At 67.6% G+C, this 19,647-nt stretch carries 18 protein-coding genes and 1 pseudogene; 9 read left to right on the plus strand and 10 right to left on the minus strand.

Going from position 1 to position 19,647, the window contains the following annotated elements:
* Positions 1-28 precede the first annotated feature (28 nt).
* Complete coding sequence (locus tag CS0771_RS32280) at positions 29-427, minus strand: ATP-binding protein (protein ID WP_212844525.1); 399 nt, start codon at positions 425-427, stop codon at positions 29-31.
* Positions 411-755 (minus strand): STAS domain-containing protein, encoded by a 345-nt coding sequence (locus tag CS0771_RS32285; RefSeq protein WP_212844526.1) that lies wholly within the window; start codon positions 753-755, stop codon positions 411-413. Before CS0771_RS32285 ends, CS0771_RS32280 begins: the two co-directional genes overlap by 17 nt.
* Positions 756-845: 90 nt before the next feature.
* On the opposite strand from CS0771_RS32285, the gene CS0771_RS32290 reads away from it, so the two are divergent.
* Positions 846-1,178: a DUF2188 domain-containing protein gene (locus CS0771_RS32290; protein ID WP_212844527.1), complete on the plus strand. Its 333-nt coding sequence runs from the start codon at positions 846-848 to the stop codon at positions 1,176-1,178.
* 183 nt (positions 1,179-1,361) lie between these two features.
* Here CS0771_RS32290 and CS0771_RS32295 read toward each other — a convergent pair whose 3' ends face one another.
* Entirely contained in the window at positions 1,362-3,407 is a 2,046-nt protein-coding gene (locus tag CS0771_RS32295; RefSeq protein ID WP_212844528.1) for a glycosyl hydrolase 53 family protein, read from the minus strand.
* A 422-nt stretch (positions 3,408-3,829) separates the two neighbouring features.
* Here CS0771_RS32295 and CS0771_RS39130 point away from each other — a divergent pair.
* Positions 3,830-4,075, plus strand: a pseudogene (locus CS0771_RS39130) (helix-turn-helix domain-containing protein); the annotation flags it as partial.
* A gap of 134 nt (positions 4,076-4,209) precedes the next feature.
* Here CS0771_RS39130 and CS0771_RS32305 read toward each other — a convergent pair.
* The 4 genes from CS0771_RS32305 to CS0771_RS32320 all read right to left on the minus strand — a co-directional run bounded on the left by CS0771_RS32305 (position 4,210) and on the right by CS0771_RS32320 (position 8,388).
* Positions 4,210-4,833 (minus strand): ClpP family protease, encoded by a 624-nt coding sequence (locus CS0771_RS32305; RefSeq protein WP_212844530.1) that lies wholly within the window; start codon positions 4,831-4,833, stop codon positions 4,210-4,212.
* 4 nt (positions 4,834-4,837) lie between these two features.
* On the minus strand, positions 4,838-5,434 hold the full coding sequence (locus CS0771_RS32310) for a ClpP family protease (RefSeq protein ID WP_212844531.1): 597 nt from the start codon (positions 5,432-5,434) through the stop codon (positions 4,838-4,840).
* A 140-nt stretch (positions 5,435-5,574) separates the two neighbouring features.
* The gene (locus CS0771_RS32315; RefSeq protein ID WP_244871157.1) at positions 5,575-7,572 is read right to left on the minus strand and encodes an amino acid transporter; all 1,998 of its coding nucleotides are present in this window, start codon (positions 7,570-7,572) and stop codon (positions 5,575-5,577) included.
* 126 nt (positions 7,573-7,698) lie between these two features.
* On the minus strand, positions 7,699-8,388 hold the full coding sequence (locus tag CS0771_RS32320) for a response regulator (protein WP_212844533.1): 690 nt from the start codon (positions 8,386-8,388) through the stop codon (positions 7,699-7,701).
* Positions 8,389-8,640: 252 nt separating this feature from the next.
* Between CS0771_RS32320 and CS0771_RS32325 the strand changes: the two genes are divergently transcribed.
* From CS0771_RS32325 to CS0771_RS32335, 3 genes are read left to right on the plus strand one after another with little or no spacing between them, the layout of a single operon-like run.
* Positions 8,641-9,204: a TetR/AcrR family transcriptional regulator gene (locus tag CS0771_RS32325; RefSeq protein WP_244871158.1), complete on the plus strand. Its 564-nt coding sequence runs from the start codon at positions 8,641-8,643 to the stop codon at positions 9,202-9,204.
* On the plus strand, positions 9,201-9,929 hold the full coding sequence (locus tag CS0771_RS32330; protein ID WP_212844535.1) for an ABC transporter ATP-binding protein: 729 nt from the start codon (positions 9,201-9,203) through the stop codon (positions 9,927-9,929). The genes CS0771_RS32325 and CS0771_RS32330 overlap by 4 nt, the downstream gene beginning before the upstream one ends.
* Entirely contained in the window at positions 9,926-10,657 is a 732-nt protein-coding gene (locus CS0771_RS32335; protein ID WP_212844536.1) for an ABC transporter permease, read from the plus strand. The genes CS0771_RS32330 and CS0771_RS32335 overlap by 4 nt, the downstream gene beginning before the upstream one ends.
* Positions 10,658-10,838: 181 nt before the next feature.
* Here the strand turns inward: CS0771_RS32335 and CS0771_RS32340 are convergent, their stop codons facing one another.
* Together CS0771_RS32340 and CS0771_RS32345 are read right to left on the minus strand one after the other, a co-directional pair.
* Positions 10,839-11,576, minus strand: a complete 738-nt coding sequence (locus CS0771_RS32340; protein ID WP_212844537.1) for a peptidylprolyl isomerase — start codon at positions 11,574-11,576, stop codon at positions 10,839-10,841.
* A gap of 72 nt (positions 11,577-11,648) precedes the next feature.
* Positions 11,649-12,782 carry a beta-ketoacyl-ACP synthase III gene (locus CS0771_RS32345; RefSeq protein ID WP_244871159.1) on the minus strand — a complete coding sequence of 378 codons (1,134 nt, stop codon included), beginning with the start codon at positions 12,780-12,782 and terminating at the stop codon, positions 11,649-11,651.
* Between the two features lie 478 nt (positions 12,783-13,260).
* On the opposite strand from CS0771_RS32345, the gene CS0771_RS32350 reads away from it, so the two are divergent.
* The 4 genes from CS0771_RS32350 to CS0771_RS32365 all read left to right on the plus strand — a co-directional run bounded on the left by CS0771_RS32350 (position 13,261) and on the right by CS0771_RS32365 (position 18,655).
* Positions 13,261-14,577 (plus strand): hypothetical protein, encoded by a 1,317-nt coding sequence (locus CS0771_RS32350; RefSeq protein WP_212844538.1) that lies wholly within the window; start codon positions 13,261-13,263, stop codon positions 14,575-14,577.
* On the plus strand, positions 14,574-15,140 hold the full coding sequence (locus tag CS0771_RS32355; RefSeq protein ID WP_212844539.1) for a hypothetical protein: 567 nt from the start codon (positions 14,574-14,576) through the stop codon (positions 15,138-15,140). The genes CS0771_RS32350 and CS0771_RS32355 overlap by 4 nt, the downstream gene beginning before the upstream one ends.
* Positions 15,140-17,101, plus strand: a complete 1,962-nt coding sequence (locus CS0771_RS32360; RefSeq protein ID WP_212844540.1) for an ATP-binding protein — start codon at positions 15,140-15,142, stop codon at positions 17,099-17,101. The genes CS0771_RS32355 and CS0771_RS32360 overlap by 1 nt, the downstream gene beginning before the upstream one ends.
* A 177-nt stretch (positions 17,102-17,278) precedes the next feature.
* Complete coding sequence (locus CS0771_RS32365; RefSeq protein WP_212844541.1) at positions 17,279-18,655, plus strand: helix-turn-helix transcriptional regulator; 1,377 nt, start codon at positions 17,279-17,281, stop codon at positions 18,653-18,655.
* On the opposite strand, the gene CS0771_RS32370 is transcribed toward CS0771_RS32365, so the two are convergent.
* Positions 18,652-19,215, minus strand: a complete 564-nt coding sequence (locus CS0771_RS32370; protein WP_212844542.1) for an NUDIX hydrolase — start codon at positions 19,213-19,215, stop codon at positions 18,652-18,654. The genes CS0771_RS32365 and CS0771_RS32370 overlap by 4 nt on opposite strands.
* Positions 19,216-19,647 lie beyond the last annotated feature (432 nt).

Consider the following 19,647-nt stretch of genomic DNA (forward strand, 5'->3'; position numbering starts at 1 on the left):
TGCACCGTTCCCGTGAGAACGGCCGAGGTCAGCAGGTCATTCGCAGCTGGACCACGGCTCCGCCGCGTGCCACGGACACCGTGTCGCAGACCTGCTCGACGAGGGCGAGCCCACGTCCGCGCGGCGCGTCCGCGGCCGGCATGACCCGCCTCACCGGACGCGATCCCGCCGGTTGGTGGTCCTCCACCTCACACACCAGCACGCCTGCCTCGGCCCACAACCGCACCACGCCCCCGCCGCCGGTGTGCTCGAGCGTGTTCGACATCAGCTCACTGACCGCCAGCATCAGCAGCTCGGCCCGCCCGATCGGCAGCCCGGCCGCGACAGCTCGGTCGCGGATGAGGACCCGCACCCCGGCGAGGTCGGTGGCGGCGGCGAACGTCGCCACGCCCCCTTTGGCGGCGTGAGTGCTATCGGGCACGTCCATCGCTGATCACCGGACCCTGGGACGGTGGGGCCAGCAGCGCGGCGAGTCCGGTCAGCTCCAGCACCGTCGCGACGACCCCCGCCGCGTGGGTCACATACAAGCCGGTGCGCCGTGCCTGCGCGCTGTGGTGGGCCGTCACGAGGACATGGATGCCGCTGGAATCCAGGAAGTGCAGCTCGCCGAGGTCCACTTCGATCGGCAGCGCAGACTCCATCGCGGCCGTCAGCGCGGTCGCCAGCTTACCGCTGGTGCTCATGTCGCATTCACCGCTGAGCCGCACCACCAGCCGCCCCGCCGACTCGGCTGCGGACACCGCCAGCATTCCCATACCGCAGCACCCGTCTGCCGACAATGAGGACGCTCGTCATCATCGCACCGTATCCGGTATCCGTCGCTGCACGGAGGCCAGGAGCAGCGGATGATCATGTCCCTGGAATGCGGCGTTTGCCGCCAAACCTCCCGGCGGCGGTTTGAAGTGGCGGTGCGCGGCGATAGAGAGAGGAGGGATTCCGGATGGAAGGAGACGATCGTGCAGCGCACCGTGTACCGCGTGATGCCGGCCGGCCAGAAGTGGGAGCTGCGTGAGGGCGAGCGGGTGGTCGCCTCACACGACCGCAAAGAGGATCTTGTCAACCAGGCTCGCCAGACGGCCCGCGACAGCAAACCCAGCCAGCTGGTGATCCATGACGGCGAAGGCCGTGTCGAGGACGAGTCCACGTACCAGGACGACCCGTTCCCGCCGGCCGGCTGACACCCGGCGCTCGTCACCGTGCGGGCGCCGAGCTGCGACCTTGAAGGCCTGGTTGCCAGGCGGCGGCCTGTACCAGCGGACCTTTCGCGTACCCGGTCGCGGGCTGCGCTAATCCTGCGACGTACCCGCACGGACCTCGGCTCCTACGGCGTGCCGCAGGAGCCGAGGTGGCCGTCGGGCACGTCAGTCGACCGGCCCCGAGGTGCAGAACGTGGCCGGCATGAGGTCGGATCCGTACCTCCCCGGTCCGGCCGGCTCTGACCGGTCGAAGCTGGTGCACCCGATGATCGGCGGGGCCAGGCGTCTGACCACATCCACGACGGCGGTCACGGGTCCGAGCGCGGTCGTGCCGTTCACCACGATCTCGCCCGGTGCGCTGATGGCGCTGCTCGGGACCGCGTCCCAGGTGACGGCCATGGGCGCGATCGAGCCGTCGGCCGTCGTCAGCACATCGATCGTCGCGGGCAGGCGCGGCGCGTGCCGGACCGGCGTCGCGGTGTAGACGGTGTCCTGGCGCACCTGCTCGGCGTCGCTCTTGCGGAAGACGTCGACCGACGGGAAGACCTTCAGGACGGGCCAGCTGGAGCCGGCCCAGTCGACCATCTCCTGCCAGTTGGCCGGCTCCCAGACGAGCGCTCCGACGCCGCGGTTGTCCGGGAGGTCGTTGGCGATCTGGAAGACCCGCTGGTACGCGTCGGCCTGACCCTGCGCGGTCTTCGGGTACGGCGAGTTCGGCACCGGCACCCCGTCCCAGTCGTTGGCCGGGTGGGAGGTTTCGGCGATCTCGAGCTCATATCCCGGGTGTGCCGCGGCGATCGCGTGCAGGCTGCTCTCGTAGTGTTCCGCCGTGCCGTGCCATTCCGGGTAGTAGGAGTGCGCGATCACGTCGATGTCCTGGCCCTTGGCCTTCAGGCGGGTGAGGAACTGGTTCCAGAACTCCAGTGTCCGGTCCAGCCTGCCGTTGTCGATGATCACGTGGGTCTCGAGTTTGATGTCGAGGCCGTTGGCTGCGGAGACGTCGCGGACGGCCTTGATGCCTGCGGCCTGCAGCGTCGTGAACCGGTCCCACGCCGCGTCGTACGCGGCCTGCTCGGCCGGATCCGACGAGCCGAAGTAGTCCCACCGCAGGCCGCCGCCGGGCTGCGCGATGAAGGCGGGATCGTGGTTGAAGTAGCAGCTGTGGCACCAGTCGGCCGGGTCGGCGAACCACGGCTGAGGCTTCTCGCTGCCCCAGAGGAAACCGTTGATGAGCTCGTTGCCGACGGCCACCTTGTCGGGCGCCGTGCCCTGGTCGACCAGCGTCTGGACGTAGTCGCGCGTGTAGTCGTAGACCTCCGTGGTGAGGTCCGCGAAGGACAGGCCGGTCCATGCGGTCGGTTTGGCCTGCTTGCTCGGATCGGCCCAATGGTCGGAGTAGTGGAGGTCGACGCCGAGCCCCATGCCCTTGTCCTTGACCGACTTCGCGACCGCCGCGGTCCGCTCGGGACCCTGGTAGGCGGGGTCGAGGTACTCGTGGCTCCGCTCGTCGCGCGGGTCGTTGAAGACCCGCAGGCGCACGTATTCCATGCCGGAGTTCTTGGCCAGGGACAGCAGGTCGACGGCCTGGGCGGGATCGTTGACGTAGTAGGTCAGGCCGTCTCTGGCCGTGTTCTGATCGGCGTAGGAGAGGTCGGCGCCCAGGAGCAGGTCGTCGCGCAGGTAGTTGAAGGCCGAGATCTCACTGACGCCGATCTTCGCGCCCGGCGAGGCGCGGGTGATGGTGACGCGCAGGTAGGCGGTGTCGGGACGGGTGAACAGGTGCACCCCGCCACGGCCCGGCACCCAGGTCGCGGAGCGGTCGACGACCGTCCCCCAGGTGGTCCCGTCCGAGGACGCGTCGATGACGTACTGGTAGACGGCGCCTTTGTCGGGGAAGACGACCTCGACCTTGCGCACGTTGTCGTAGGTGCCGCCCAGGTGGAGGGTCAGCCACTCCCCCGCCCGCTGTCGGGAGGCCACCCACGCGGTGGTGCGGTCGCCATCGATCGCGCGGGCGGCCTTGGCCGCTCCGCTGCTGGCCGCGGCCGAGACCCAGGGCTTGCGGGCGAGATCGCTCTCGACCGGCGTGATGGTGACGTCTCCGGCTGCCGCCGTCGCGGGCGCCGCAGGACCGACGACGGTGCCGGCGAACATCATGGCCGCGGCCACGACGACCCCTGAAGCGGCACGGATGGTGCGCTTACCGCGCATGTGAATCCTCCTGGTCGATCTGCTCGGAGCGCGGGCTCGACTTGACTGTGCACGTTCCCAGATCAAGGTAGCGATGGCCATGAGACTGTCAAGGGTGGCCACGTCCTCGCCGCATCGCCCTCTTCACCTACAACAGCAGTTCAGTCCTGATCAGAACCGGTCGAGACGCCGACCAGGCGGACAGAAAATGGCCGTCTAGGTAGCCCGCTCACCCAGGCGATCCCGAGCTCACATGTCCTGATGCTGTGCACGTTCACAGTTCGCAGCTGCCCAGGACGTTATTTGACGACCCTGTGGCCTTCATTCTGTGAACGTGCACAGACCTTTGCCACGCCGGCCGGTGGCCCGATCGGGTCACCGGCCGGCTCTGCCGGTAGCGAACTCGGCTGTCGGACGGCGGCGGGTCTTGCTATGAAAGACCCATGTCGAATCCGCCGGAGCGAGCCCACCCCCAGGCGACACCGCGTCGGGTGCTGCTGCGCTCGGCGCTGGGCGAGTCACTGCGGCGCCTGCGGCTCGAACAGGGGCGCACGCTGGCCGAGGTCGCGGTGACCGCGCGGATCTCGATGCCCTACCTGTCCGAGGTCGAGCGCGGCCTCAAGGAGGTCTCCTCCGAGGTGCTCGCGGCGTTGTGCGCCGCGCTGGGCATCGAGTTGCCGGACCTGCTCGTCGCCGTCGCCTTCCACATCTCGGCGAACAACACCGCGACGACGGCGCTCACGGCCCACCGGACGGTCGCGGGACGGTACGACGTGGCGGCGCCGCCGACTCGCCGAGCCGGCGACGCCTACGCCCTGGCCGCCTAGCTCTCCGGCGTCGTCTTCACGGTGGAGATGACCTGATCGGCCAAGCCGTAGCCGACGGCTTCGGCGGCGCTGAACGTCTTGTGCCGGTCGAGGTCGTGCCGGATCTTCTCCGCCGGGTGACCCGTGTGCCGGCTGAGAATGCCGTCCATCTCGGCGCGCACCCGGGACACCTCGCGCGCCCGGATGGCCAGGTCCGGCAGCGTACCCTGGGCCACGTCGAAGGAGCCCTCCTGCGTGGACGGCTGATGCAGCACCACCTTGGCGTGCCGGAGCACCGTCCGTTTGCCGGCCGTCCCCGCGGCCAGCAGCACGGCCGCCGCCGAGGACGCCTGCCCGACGCACAGCGTGGCGACGTCCGGGCGGACGTACTGCATCGTGTCGTAGATCGCGGTCAGCGCGCTGTAGGAGCCGCCCCGCGAGTTGATGTAAAAGGAGATGTCCAGCTCGGCGCTCTCCGACTGCAGGTGCAGCAGCTGCGCGATGATCACGTTGGCGACGTCGTCGGTGATCTCCGTGCCCAGGAAGATGATCCGCTCCGACAGCAGCCGGGAGTAGATGTCGAAAGCGCGCTCGCCGCGCGAGGTCCGCTCGACGACGGTGGGAATCGTGTACTGGCCCATGGGCTCACACCCCCATCCGCTGCTTGACCACGCGCGGGCGGATGTCGTCGACGTGCGCGACGATGTGATCGACCATCCCGTAGTCGAGCGCCTCCTGCGCGCTGAACCAGCGATCGCGCTGCCCGTCCTCGACGATCTCGGTCACCGGCCGGCCGGTGTGACCGGCGGTCAGCGTGCTCATCAGGTTGCTGATCCGGTCCAGCTGCCCGGCGTAGATCTCCACGTCGGCAGCGGTGCCGCCCAGACCGGCCGAACCCTGGTGCATCAGGATCTGCGCGCTGGGCAGCGCGAACCGCTTGCCCGGCGTGCCGGCGCACAGCAGGAACTGCGCCATGCTCCCCGCCAGCCCCATCGCCACGGTGATCACATCGTTGGGGATGAGCCGCATCATGTCGTACACGGCCAGCCCGGCGAGCACCGAGCCGCCGCGCGAGTTCAGGTACAGCGCGACGTCGCGGCGCGGGTCTTCGGCGGACAGCGTCAGCAGCTGAGCGCATATCCGGTTGGCGATGTCGTCCTCGACGTCGGAGCCGAGCACGATGATCCGCTCGTGCAGCAGCCTCATGCTGAGTTCGTCGTCCAGCGTGGCGGTGACGCCCATGTATGCACTCCTGTTCTCGGGCCGTTCCTTCCACGATCAGGCCCGAGGGGCGGCGTACCAAGGGAATCTGCTGTCAGCGACTTAGCCCAGGGCAGATCGGCCGCAGACCGCCGGCGGCGGCGCCGCAGCACCTCCGGATGTCAGCCGCCGACGTGGATACCGGGCCGGCGGGCCGGGTCGCGTTCGCTCTGGCGCAGGATCTCGCGGACCACCGGCGGGGTGTCGCCGCGGCCGAGCAGCAGGTAGCGGAACAGGTGGGTCAGCGGCGAGCCCTCGGACCATTCGAAGTAGCAGTGCGGGCGTACGCCGGTGGTGTCGCGTAGCGTGAGCAGGATCGCGGCGATGGCGTTGGGGGCGGCGGGCGCGGCCGCGCGCAGCACGCGGTGGTTGCCGACCTGGACGCCGGTGACGTGCAGCACGTTGGTGAACTGCGACGGGTCGACGACGTCGATCTCCAGGAACAGCACGTCGGCTCCGCCTGGGACCGGGTTCATGCCGCGCTGCTCGGCCTCCTTGGCCGCGTACTCGGCGACGTCGCCCGACTGCCGGCGGTTGGCGATGAGGTTGATGGCACCGTCGTGGCCCAGGGTGTCGGTGACGAACTGCCGGGCGCGGTTGTCGAACTCGATGTGCTCGACGCGCAGCTCGGTGGTGCGGGTGATGCGCGAGATCAGTGAGATCACGACGATCGCGGCGATGAACATGGCCGAGATGGCGATCCCGTCGGGCTTCTCGTGGATGTTCTCGCCGAGGGCGTACAGCAGGATCAGGGTGAGCACCGCGAACCCGGCGGTGGCCTTGCGGCGGCGGTGCCGCCACGCCGAGATCGTCACCGCGACGCTGCCGGACACCATCATCGCCAGGATGCCGGTGGCGTACGCGCCCGCCTGCGCCTCGACGTCGGCCCCGAACGCGATCGTCACGCCCACGCACACCACGGTGTAGACCAGCACCACCGGCCGCACCGCCCGGCCCCACTCCGGCGCCATGCCGTACGACGGCAGGTACCGCGGCACGATGTTGACCAGCCCCGCCATCGCCGACGCACCCGCGAACCACAGGATCAGGATCGTGCTGACGTCGTACACCGTGCCGAAGCCCTCGCCCAGGTGCTCGTGCGCCAGGAACGCCAGCGCCCGCCCGTTGGCCGCCCCACCCGGCTCGAACTCCTCCGCCGGGATCAGCACCGTCGTGACGAAGCTCGTCGCCAGCAGGTACACCGACATGATCAGCGCGGCGACGGTGAGGAGCTTGCGGGTGTTGCCGATCCTTGCGACCAGCCGCTGCCGCGTGTCCGCCCCGTCGGCCTTGACCAGGGGCATCATGCTCACGCCGGTCTCGAACCCGGACAGGCCCAGCACCAGCAGCGGGAACGCCAGGATCGCGGGACCCATGACGCCGCCGAAGCCGCCACCGCCGCTGCTCAGCGCACCGGTCCAGCCCGACCAGGCGCCCGGCGTGGTGAACACCTCCACCAGGCCCGCCACCACGATGACCGCGTTCAGCCCGAGAAACACCGCCACCAGCGGGATCGCGACCCCGACCGCTTCACTGAAGCCGAGCAGGAACACCCCGCCCAGGATCAGCAGCAGGATCACCGTGATGGCGACCGCGTGGCCCTCCAGGAAGTGCGGAGCCAAGGGGTTCTCCAGCAGGTGCACCGACGCGTCGGCGGCCGACAGCGTGATCGTGATGATCCACGACGTGGCCACGAACCCGAGCAGCACCAGCACGAAGACCTTGCCCCGCCAGAACGGCAGCAGATCCTCCAGCATCGCCACCGAACCCTGCCCGTGCGGGCTCTCCTTGGCCACCCGCCGGTACATCGGCAGCATCCCCAGCAGCGTCAACGCCACGATCAGCAAGGTCGCCAGCGGCGACAACGCCCCGGCCGCCGTCGCCGCGATCGCCGGCAGATACGCCAGGGTGGAGAAGTAGTCCACCCCCGTCAGGCACATCACCTTCCACCAGGCCTGCGGCGTGGCATGACTCTCGTCGGACTCGGGACCGACCGGCTGGACGCGGTGCTGCAGCAGCCAGCCGGCGAACCGGCCGGGTGGCTTCGCTGCGGGTCCTGGGGCCCCCACGGTTGCGGGGATGGCGTACTCGATCACCTGTTGCCGTGCCGCGTTGCCCATGACCTTCCGATGCCCTCGCCGAGTCTTGTGTTGAGCCTCGGCAACGATAGGGCCTATCCGGATACCCTGAGCGTCAAAATTTCGTCAAGACCTGCCGCGACCCGGCTCCGGCCCGCGGGCGGCGGCTCACGCGGGCAGTTCGTCGGCGGGCACGAACCGGTAGCCCATGCCCGGTTCGGTCAGCAGCTGGCGGGGGTGGGCGGGGTCGGCTTCGAGCTTGCGGCGCAGCTGGGCCATGTACTGGCGCAGGTAGTTGGTTTCGGTGGCGTACTGCGGGCCCCAGATGTCGTGCAGCAGCTGCCGCTGGCTGACGAGCTTGCCGGGGTTGCGGAGCAGCGCGGCCAGCAGCTGCCATTCCGTCGGGGTCAGGCGTATGTCGCCGCCGCGGATCTGGTGGTCGGCGACGTCGAGTTCGAACCTGCCGACGCGGACGAACCGCCGGGAGTCCGGGGCGGCGGCGTGGCGGCGGGTCACGGCGCGGATGCGGGCGAGCAGCTCGTCGACGCCGAAGGGCTTGGTGACGTAGTCGTCGGCTCCGGCGTCGAGGGCCTCGACCTTGTCGTCGCTGCCGGTGCGCCCGGACAGCACGATGATCGGTGTCGCCGACCAGCCGCGCAGGCCCCGGATGACCTCGACGCCGTCCATGTCGGGCAGGCCGAGGTCGAGCACGATCACGTCGGGCAGGTACGAGCTTGCGGCCCGCAGCGCCGTGGCGCCGTCGGCGGCCGGCTCGACGTCGTAGCCACGGGCTTTGAGGTTGATGCGCATCGCACGCAGGATCTGCGGTTCGTCGTCGATGATGAGGACTTTCGTCATCGGTTCGCCTGCTCCGTTCGCTGTGCGGTGGTGGTGCCGAGTGTTCAGGCCTGCGGTGGGCCGAAACAGCACCATGGTCAGCCCGCTGCCGGAGTGACCTCCGGGTCAAGTGTGCCGACCATGGCTCCCGTACGGCGACAGGCGCATTCTTCACGCGCGTTTGACGGCGGCGTATCCGTGCTCACAGCGGCGGCCAGGGCGAGGGCAGCGCCGCACGTTGAAATGTTAGGCACTAACATTTACGGTGTGGTGGTGGACAGGGAACCAGGGGGCCGCCGAGGCCGCACCCGCGCGCTCCTGCTGGAGTGCGCACTGAATCTGTTCGAGCAGCAGGGATACGAGCGGACGACCGTCGGCCAGATCGCCGCGGCTGCCGGGGTGACCGAGATGACGTTCTTCCGCCACTTCGCCGCCAAGGAGCGCGTGGTGGTCGAAGACCCGTATGACCCGGTCATCGCCGACGCCGTCGCGGCCCAGCCCCGCACGATGCCGCCGCTTGCCAGAGCGGTCGCGGGCTTGCGCGCCGCCTGGGAGCGGCTGCCGGAGCCGGAGAGCACCACCGTCCGGCGGCGGGTGCGTGTCGCCGCGGCCACGCCGTCACTGCGTGCGGCGATCTCAGCGAACAACGCCGCCACCGAACAGATCCTCGTCGACCAGCTCGTGGCCGACGGCGCCGACCCCGGCTCGGCACGGGTCGCGGCCGCCGCGGTGCTGGCCGGCATCACCGCCGCGCTGCTGGACTGGTCCCAGCGCGACGGCATCGCCTTGACCGACGTGGTGTCGGCGGCGCTGGACACTCTGGCGGGACGGCGATGACGGCGCCCCGTATCGAGGTGCGCGGCCTGACGCGGCTGTTCCGCGGCGGCGCCGGCGTTCGCGGCATCGATCTCGACGTGATCGCAGGTGAGATCCACGCCCTGGTGGGCCTCAACGGTGCGGGCAAGACCACGCTCATGCGGCTCCTGCTCGGCATGCTGCGACCGGCCGCAGGCGCCGTACGCATCGACGGGCAGCCGCTGAACACCGCCGACTGGTCGAACGTCGGACACCTGGTGGAGACTCCCCTGGCCTACGGCGAACTGGACGGCCGGACGAACCTGATGCTCAGCGCACGCCTGCACGGCGCGGGCGCCGACCGAGCGGCGCGGATGGTCGGCGATGTCCTGACCGAGCTGAATCTCACCCGGTACGCCGCCGTTCGGGCACGCCGGATGTCGCTGGGCAACCGGCAGCGCCTCGGCCTGGCCGCCGCGCTGCAGCACCGCCCTCGGGTCGTGGTGCTCGACGAGCCCACCAACGCGCTGGACCCGGCCGGGGTCATCCTGCTGCGCGAGGCGCTGGTGCGACGCGCCGCCGACGGCGCCGGGGTGCTGGTGTCCAGCCACCATCTCGACGAGGTGGCCCGGGTGGCGCACCGCATCACCGTCATCAACGCCGGCCGCGTGATCGGGACCCTGGACCCGCGCGGCGTCGACATCGAGAGGTCCTTCTTCGCGCTCGTCCACGCCGACGACACGCCCGCCGATCGGAGCCCGCGGTGAACCTGTCCATGCTGGCGACCGCCGTCGCCGTCGAAGGCCGCAAAGCGGCCGCCTCCCGCGTCCTGACCAGCGCCGCGCTCCTGCTGATCGGCGGCGTCGCCGCTCTTGCCGCGGCCACCGTCGCGGCCGCGGGCGGCGGCGACGAGCAGCTCGCCGCCAAGCTCGGGCCGCTGGCTGCCGCAGGTGGGTGGCCGGCCGTGTTGAACGTGGCCACGCAGGTCACCGCAGCGGCCGGGCTGCTGGCCTTCGGGGTCGGTTTGAGCTGGATGTTCGGCCGCGAGTTCACCGACGGCACCATCACCGGCCTGTTCGGCCTGCCCGTCACCCGGCCCGCGCTCGCTTCGGCGAAACTCATCGTGTTCGTGCTGTGGGCCGCGGCGACCGCGACGGCACTGACCCTGGCCGTCGCGCTGGTCGGCTTCGCCGTCACGCGTCAGGCGCCGCAACCGGCCGACTGGGCGGGCCTGGGTCGCCTGCTCGCCCTGGCCGTGATGACCGCGGCACTCGCCGTTCCCGCGGCCTGGGCCGCCACGCTCGGCCGCGGGCTGCTTCCGGCGATGGCGACCATCGTCGCCCTGATGGCCGTCACCCAGATCATCGTCGTGGCCGGTGCGGGCGGCGGCTGGTTCCCCCGGCGGCACCGGCGCTGTGGGCCTTGCTGCCCGCAACGGTGGGGGTGGCCGAGCTGCTGTCCGCGGCAGTCTTTCCGGTCGTCTTCACGGCGCTGACGCTGCACGCCTGGCATCGGCTGCAACTCGATCGGTAGCACACGTCGGGTTCAGCGGATCGTGGTGCGGCCGGTGCAGGCCGTGGCGAACTCACCGGCGCTGCCCGCCGTAGGTCTCGCCGGGCCCGAACTCGGTTCGAGCCCGGCGAGGAGCCTCTGCCGCCGCGGAGGCCGAGAGCCGGTCAGCAGAACGGCAGCGGGAACAGGTGTACGCAGGCGCGCTGGATGTCGGCGGGCAGCGCGGGCGCACCGTCCACCGGCGCGGGGTCTTCGGGAGTCGGCTGGATGCCGCCGGCGGCGATCGCGTCCAGGGCGGCCATTCCGGCTTCGTCGATGGTGCCGAAGACGGTGTAGTTGGGCCGCAGGATCGAGTCGGCGTAGACCAGGAAGAACTGGCTGCCGTTGGTGTTCGGCCCGGCGTTGGCCATGGCCAGGGTGCCGCGCGGGTAGTAGACGCGGCCGGGCCGGTCGGGCACGGGCGGCAGGTCGGTGGGCAGTTCGTCCTTGTACTGGTAGCCGGGGCCGCCGCTGCCGGTGCCGGACGGGTCGCCGCACTGCAGCACCTTCAGCGTCGGGTACGCCGTCAGCCGGTGGCAGCTCGTGTTGTTGTAGAACCGGTGCAGGATCAGGTGCTCGAAGCTCTGCACGGTGCAGGGCGCCTTGGCGGCGTCCAGCGTCATCGTGATCTTGCCGTGGCTGGTGTTGAGCACGACGTGGGTGTTCCAGGTCTGCTGGTGTCGCGGGTCGAAGGGCAGCCCCACCGGCCGGGCCGGCGGGTCGTCCGGGGTTTCGGCGTACTGGCAGGGGCCCTTGGTGGTCCGGGGTGCCGGGTCGGCCGCGGCGGGGGTGGCCGCGGCCGTGGCGGACAGCAGCCCGGCGACGAGTCCGGTGACGGTGAACCGGATCAATTTGTTTCGCATATGGAAATGTATACATCACACCGCTGCCGGGGATCCGGCCCCGAGCGGCTGCCGGATGCCGACAGCACGGCATCAGCCCCAGGGCAGCCGCACGACCTGTGCGGCGTAGGAGAGCCCCGCGCCGAATCCCACGAGCAACGCCGTCCCGCCGCGGGGGACTTCACCGTCACGCCGCATCCGCTCCATCGCCAGCGGCACCGAGGCGGCGGAGGTGTTGCCCATCTCGGCGATGTCGCGGGCCACCGGCACGCCCTCAGGGAGCTTGAGCGCTTTGATCATCGCGTCGATGATCCGCATGTTGGCCTGGTGCGGGATGAAGGCGTCGAGCTCGTCCACGGTGATGCCCGCGGCCTGCAGCGCCCGGTTCGCCACGGACACCATCTCGTAGGAGGCCCAGCGGAACACCTGCTGCCCGGACATCTGGATGAAGGGCCGCGGACCGGTGGGGTCGTCCATGAACGCCTTCCAGTCGCGGGTCTGGCCGATCACCCCGTACTGGCTGCCGTCCGCGCCCCACACGACCGGGCCGATGCCCGGTCGTCGTGCCGGGCCGATCACCACGGCGCCCGCTCCGTCCCCGAAGATGAAGGCCGTCGTCCGGTCCTGCCTGTCGATGAAGTCCGAGATCCGCTCCGCACCGATGACCAGGACATGACCGGCGCTGCCGCCCTGGACCATGTCCCGGCCGAGCGCCACCGCGTGACAGAATCCGGCGCACCCGGCCGAGATGTCGAATGCCGCGGCGTTGACAGCTCCGAGCCGGTGTGCGATCAGTGCGGCGGCCGACGGGGTCTGCTCCAGGTGGGTCACCGTGGCCAGCACCACGCAGCCGACATCGGATGCGGCGATCCCGGCGTCGGCCAGCGCCGCGGCAGCCGCCTGGACGGACATGGCCACCAGGGTCTCGTCGGGTTCGGCCCAGCGACGCTCCGTGATCCCGGTCCGCGTCCTGATCCATTCGTCGGTCGAGTCGACGAAGGTGCAGAGTTCCTGGTTCGTGACGACGCGGCGCGGACGGTACGCGCCGAGGCCGATGATCTGAGCGTGCGGGGCCTGGTCCGGAACGGCGATCTCGCGGCCTGCCGGCGCCGGCACCCGCCCACTCTGCATGATCTCGGCTGGCGTCTGGGGTGGCATGGGTGACGACTCCTGGTTCGCGATGGGGGGTCGCCTAGGATACGCGGGGATGCCCTGGTCCGGGGCCAAGCCCGGCGATGTCGAGGCGGGTTCGCTGCTCAGGTGAGCCGACCGGACCTGGCGCGCAGCCGGTGCACCGTGGTCACCAGAACGCGAACCGGTTTCTGCTGGTCACGGGCGACCCGCTACCTGTGACCCCAATCCGGCGGGGCGGTATTGCCTCATAACTGGGAGATTTATGCCCGATTCTAGGCACCCGTCAGAATGGCGCTCGGGCTGAGCGCCTCGCGCGCCGTCGATGCCGAAGCTCATGCCGCTGGTCGCGGCCCACTGGCCGCCTTCGACCGGACGGGTAGCGGCCTCCAGCATTTGCGCCACGATGCCCTTTAAGGCGATTGCAGGATTCCCCACCGTAGCTGAGAACCAGCTCATCGCAGGTACGTGGCGACGCTGTCGCCGACCTCTTTACGGCAGTCGATCCGTGAGGTACCAATGATCTCAGCGCAAACGACTGACGACACCGCGTAGTTGTGCTTAAGGGGACCCCATGGCGCGAGACCAGCAAGATCCCCTTCCTTTTCTCGTCGAGATGCCGGATCCGCCCGGCGACGAGGGCGCAGTAACGCAAGCACAGTTTCGATATCAGGCCGAGGTCATTGCGCGCTGGTGCTTTCGCTTGTTCGATGCCGATGGCCCGATCGCGATTGTCTGCGAAGACCATGAAGACTTTCATGTGGTACATCGGGACATTAGGACAATTGATCTCATCTCGGTCAAACATCGCGGCCGCAATCCGTGGCCTCTCGGCGAGCTGTGCATTGATGGCGGCTTGGCGCACCTATTCGATCGTTGGTCGACGCTTCGAGCGGCTGGGCGCATTCCCCGAGCCGCTCACGTTTCGAATGCTGGCTTGGGAACGGGGGTCCGTTCGCCGAGCCTCCTGCAGGATATGATCAGCGCGTCCAACCGTGACGACGAGCAGTGGCTCACTTGGAGCAAGATCCTTTCTCGACAGTTCCTCATCGCCGCGCGGCAGAAAGAACTGCCGACGCTGCCTGACAGGGAGCCGCCGCAGCGTCCGGAGCAAATGAGCGATGACGACGGCCTGGTTCTGGACGTCGCCGATTTCCTCCGGGTACTGACGTTCGTCACCGCCCCACACATGGGCGACCTCGCCGCGACAAACATCGTTGAGGTGGTGACGCCCCTCTTTCAAAGATGGGGTTGGGATACGCGTGACGCCCAGCCGTCCCATGCGAGTGTCTGTGCAATGGTGGAACAACGGTCTCGCTCGCTTGGCGGCCGCAAGCTGGATCTCGTCCGTAATCTCGGCGTGTCGGCCACCTGGCCCATCGGCATAAGCCGCGAACATCGGTTGCGTGAGCGGATGATCGATGCCGACTCGGTACGCGCGGCCTTGGTCCGCGGGGGTGAGATCCCATTGTTCCACCATGACTTGGAGATGTTGCCCGCCCCCGGCGGGGCGGACCTGCGTCGGAAGATGTCGCAGGGTCGCCTAAGCGTCACGCAGCACCAGCTCGCGGAGAGACTTCGCACAGCCTGGTACAACGTACGCAAGAGGGCGCTTCCGGATCTCATAGGAGACGCTGCGGCCGTAGCGCAGATCGAAGCTGAGGTTCTTGAGCAGGTTATCGATGCTCAGGATGCGGCAGCGTCCTCTGGGGACGAATACGGCGGTGCCTTGTTCCAGCAACTTCGCGAGCGGGTCGCGGCATCGTCGTTCCGGAGCAGACCGCCAATCAGGATCAACGACCAGCATGCACTCGGCGTCGCCTTTGAGTTGTCCGACCAGTGCGACTTCGACTTCCTGCCTCCTGCCACAGTGGCCGAGGACTCGCCGTGACCGATCCGCTGAGACGGCGATCGGCTGTTCTGGCCCGTCAGCAGGCAGCAGCCCGCACTATCGCGCAGGAGGCTGCGTTCCACCAGGCACGGGTATTGCTGATCGTGGACGCCTTTTCGAGAGACGCTCGCGGCTTGCGGGGCCTGGCGCGGCTGGCTCGGCTCGACTTCGTGATCAGGTTCCCAAATGTCCTGGACCGCGTTGATGCCGAAGGTGTCGGCTGGCCCACGGGCTGCAGGACGCAGCGGCTTGAGCAGCTTGCCGACGAGGCTGCACTGGCCCACCGCCGTTACGGACTCTGGACCGACCGCTACAACCTGATCGTTGGCGGCCTGGTTTCACGGCGCCTTGTCACCCTTGTCTCAGGCAGAGTATTCGAGCCGCTCACAACAGCCGAGGGCCATGCGGCTTCGCTAGAACTGCGGAACTCCTCCGCTTGGTCACTGGTCGCCAACCGTGCTGCTTACCTAAGTCAGGCAATGAACCTTTCAGCCGAGCGCCTTGACGAAATAATTCGTCCCGCGTTGCGTGAAACCGACCAACTCCCGAGGGAGCTCGGATAGTGGCCACGAGATTGCGGGTTAAGAGCATCACCGTTCAAACAGCCGATGCCCAAAAAGTCTACGAGTTCGACAATCCGCTTACCGCTCTCATTGGCTCTGTGGGCACGGGCAAATCCTCGCTGCTGATGCTGTTGAAACATGCTCTTGGTGGTCGGGCCGCGCTCACGCCGGCGGTGCGCGAGAACGTGACGAACGTGATCGTCGATCTTGAAGTGGGGGACGTTCGGCTAGCGTTGCGCCGCAGCGTGCCCGACCGAGTTGGGACGGTCGATGTCATCGATCCGTTCACCTTCGGGATTGAGCGCAGCCTTTCAGTCAGGGCGGGAGCAGGTGTCGAGAGTGTGTCCGACTATCTTCTGACACTCCTCGGCTTTCCACGTGAGCGAGTTCCGACACGCAGACGAGGCGCTACCGAAGAGACTGTCGCACTGACCTTCCAAAACCTGTGGGAATACGTCTACATCGAAGCAGTGGACATCGACCGCGAGATCGCCGGCCACCGCCAGCATTGGAGCAACAGGGCCCGACTCGAGCTGTTCAAGCTCATGTTCAAGTTCTCTGACTCCGAGGTGAATCGGCTGCGTCGACAGGAAGGAGAGCTGAACTCCGCCGTCAAGCGCTACAAAGAACAGGTAGACGCGGTGAAACTGTTCCTGGAGGCTGGTCAGACCCCTCCAGCCGCAGAGCTGGCTGCCAAGCGTCGTGACATCCACGCGACGCTCACGACCGTAAGCCGGGCACTGCAAAATCTCCGTTCGGCGACAACTCCACCCAACGAGAGCGATCCGCTCTTCGTCGAACTCGATTTCCTGATGCAGCGCGAACAGAGACTTCAGACCGAGGCAGCGACTCGTGCGGGAACGGTACAGACTCGCCGTGCGCTACTGGCACAGCTGGAGCTTGACCTATTGCGCTTGGACCGATCCGATGCTGCTGAAGAGGCTCTCGGGCGTTTCGATTACTTGACCTGCCCACGCTGTTTCCAGGACCTACAACACCACAGCCACGGCTTGTGTCGCGTCTGCGGCCAGCCTGATCCGCTGCTGCCTGTTAGCGCTGCCACTCATGCCGACGCGCGCCTGCGCCTCGAAGAGCAGATATCAGAAACTGCGGCGCTTCTTGAAGAGGACGCGATAGGAGCGCGCACCGCCGAGGAGGAACTTCTCGCCGCCCGGCTGCACGTACTGCGAGCACGTGCGCAGATAGACCGAATCAGCCGTGAGCGCATTGTACCAGCAATCGCGCAAATTGAGGATTTCAGCGCGCGTCAGGCCACCCTTCTCGCCGAACTGGAACGGCTCGATGAGTTCAAGCGGATGTGGGGAATTTTCGCAGAGTTCGAGTCGAAACATCGTCAGACGACCCACGAACTTCGCCAAGTTCGCTTGGCCATTAGGCAGCACGGCGCCACGATCATGGAAGCCCGTCAATACCTAGCCGAGTTCGAAGACGCGTTCCGATATGAACTTAGCCAACTAAACATTCCTGGTGTCAACGTACAAATGGCGTCCATCGACCCGGAGGACTTTCTTCCACGCATCGGTGGGGCGAGGTTCGAGGAGGTTCAGGCATCCGGAGGTGGCGTTACAACAGCGATACGTGTCGCATATAACCTAGCTCTTCTCCGAGCGGCGATTGACCATCCAGACATATTGCTGCCGTCACTACTCATCATTGATTCGCCACAGAATGCTATTGGACGTAACGAATCTGATGTCAGACTCAGTCAGCGAATTTATGAGCGCCTTTATAGTATAACCAATGTGGCCGGAGATCGTCTTCAGATCATCGTTGCAGACAATGAGCTTCCCCCGGCACCGCCGAAGACGGACTGGCGCATGCTGCCCACTATCAAACTCGACTATGGGCTGGATGCCATGGTGCCGGGAGTCTTCCACCCCGGCATTGACTCAGTGACCGTGCGAGTCGAGGACGCGAGCGCCGATGATGTCGGTGACTGAATCCCATTTCTGACCGGCGGAGTCGACTTTAAATTCGAACTTAAAGTCGTTCGTGGCCAATCGGGCGACGGACGTGTACGGATGTCAATGTGTACGCTACCATGTCGGAATTGCGATAGTCCTGCAACGATCAGCATCGCATCACGTTCTGTTGGATGGCGTTTAGGAAGTGTGGTCATGCCACGACGGCTGGTCTCGGTCGATCCGGCTTTTTCTCTACAGCTCAAGGCACTCCGTGAACAGCGAGGACTCTCGTTGCGTCGCCTTGGCCAGCAGGTGCATTGCTCTCATGGATATCTGTGGGACCTGGAAGTCGGCAAGAAGCAGCCAAGCGTTTCGGTCGCCGCACTACTGGATGCGGTGCTCGGCGGCAATGGTGAATTGTCAGCCATGGTGCGCGAGGTGTCAGCCGACAATGGCGGACATAAAGTAACCCTCGACGCTGGTAACACTGCGACTGGGCACGGGCTAGAGTTTGCGCCGGACTGGCGGCAGGGTATTGCCGTCGCCGTAGACCTTTGGCAGGAAGATGTGCAGCGGCGAAACATGCTCCGCGCGGTGGGATTCAGTGCTACAGCGTTTATGTCGCCTGCGATGCGGTGGCTTGTCTCGCCCATGGACGAACATCCTTCCGGCGACGGCGATCGGCTGATCGGCGAGCCGGACATCGAGATGGTCAAGCGGATCACCGCGACCTACCGCACGCTCGACAACCAGTTCGGCGGCGGTCACGTGCGAGAGAGCGTCGTGCGCTTCCTCGATGGCGAGGTAGCCGCGATGCTGCGGGGCCGTTACAACGCGAGTACCGGCCAGGCTTTGTTCTCAGCCGCAGCCGAGGCGACACAGTTGGCGGGGTGGGCGTCGTACGACATCGGCATGAACGGCCTCGCTCAGCGGTACATGATCCAAGCGTTGCGGCTGGCATACGGTGCCGGTGACCGTGCCCTGGGCGCGGAGATCCTGGCGGCGATGAGCCATCAGGCCGCCTACCTGCGGGCCTCTTCGCACGCCGTCGACCTCGCTCGTGCGGCGGGGCGCGTGGCGGCGGAAGCCGGGATCATGGCGATCGAGGCGGAGTCCGCGGTCCTGGAAGCGCAGGGCCACGCATCCGGCGGCGATGAGGCCGCCTGCGCTAAGGCCCTGGATCGAGCCGAGCGCGCGTTCGACAAGGCCGATCGCACCAGGGCACCGCAGTGGATCGGGTACTTCGATGAGTCGTACCTGGCGGCCAAGTTCGGCCACTGCTTCGCCACTCTCGGCAGGGGCGATCTCGCACAGCGGTTCGCCGAGCGCTCTCTCGACATGGACGGCCGGCATTACGCGCGCGGGAAGCAATTCAACCTGGCGTTGCTGGCGACCGCACACGCGCAGGCAGGCGACCTCGAGCAGGCGAGCGCTGTGGGAATGCAAGCGGTCGACGCGGCCGAAGGGCTGGACTCTATGCGCGCTCGCGACTACCTCGGTGAGCTGTCGGACCGGCTGGGCAAGCATGTCGGCCTGCCCGCCGTGCGCGCATTCGCCGAACGGGTCCGGCCTGTGCTCACTGCGGTCTAGAGCTTGCCCTGCGCCCTCAGTAGAAGGACAGCAAGCAGGCCGGAAACCGATCCCGCGCCGACGATCTCGCCCAGGCGCATTCGCCGTTCGACGTCGTCGAGCGGGATCCACTCGACCCGTTCGGCCTCGTTGATGTCAGGTGCGGTGCCGACGTGATCGGCGCCCCGGCCCAGGTAGACGAGGTTTGTCTGATCGATGGTGCCTACCATGGGCTGGAAGGTCACCAGCGGCTCAAGAGACCGTGGCCGCCAGCCGGTCTCCTCCTCGACCTCGCGTGCCGCACACAGGGCCGGATCCTCGTCAGGGTCGATGTATCCGCCGGGTAGCTCCCACACCCAGCGGTCGAGGATGAAGCGATGGCGCCACATCATCAGCACGCGCTCGGCGTCATCGACCACGATCACCATTGCTGCTGTCGGCACGCGGAGTACGTACTGCTCGAAGCGGACTCCGTTGGGCAGCTCGACGTCGGCGATGCTCAGCGCCGCACGCCGGGTGTCGTCGACCACCCGTTCGCCGTGAATCGTCCACTCGCTGGCCCGACGCCCGTCCACCTGCATGGAACGACCCTAGCGGGTCCGGCCCACCCTCGGCACCTGACTGTCTGCCGTTGTCGGCCGACAGCGGCGGACGCCTGTCCGCTTCATGGTTACAAGCCGCAGCCGCCACGCTACTGATCGACGGGCATTCCCGTCGATCCCGCCACCGGGCACCGCCACGCACCGTGGTGTACCGGCTGCGGGAGAAGGCCCCGGCCGGACGTGACACCGCCTCCGTCCGGCCGGGCGCATCGCGTGACGACGGGAGGGTTCAGCGGTGAACGCCGCAGTGAACGCGATCAAGCCGACCAGCGCTTGCCTGCCTCAGGCACAGCATCTGGCGCGGGTACATTGCCCGATCTCGTGGCCAGAGGGTGATCGCTGCCTCAACTGCCACGAGACGTTCCCGTGCACGACCTACAGCTGGGCCTTCGATGCGCTCATCGACGCCGG

This window comes from Catellatospora sp. IY07-71, from assembly GCF_018326265.1.
Lineage (GTDB): Bacteria > Actinomycetota > Actinomycetes > Mycobacteriales > Micromonosporaceae > Catellatospora.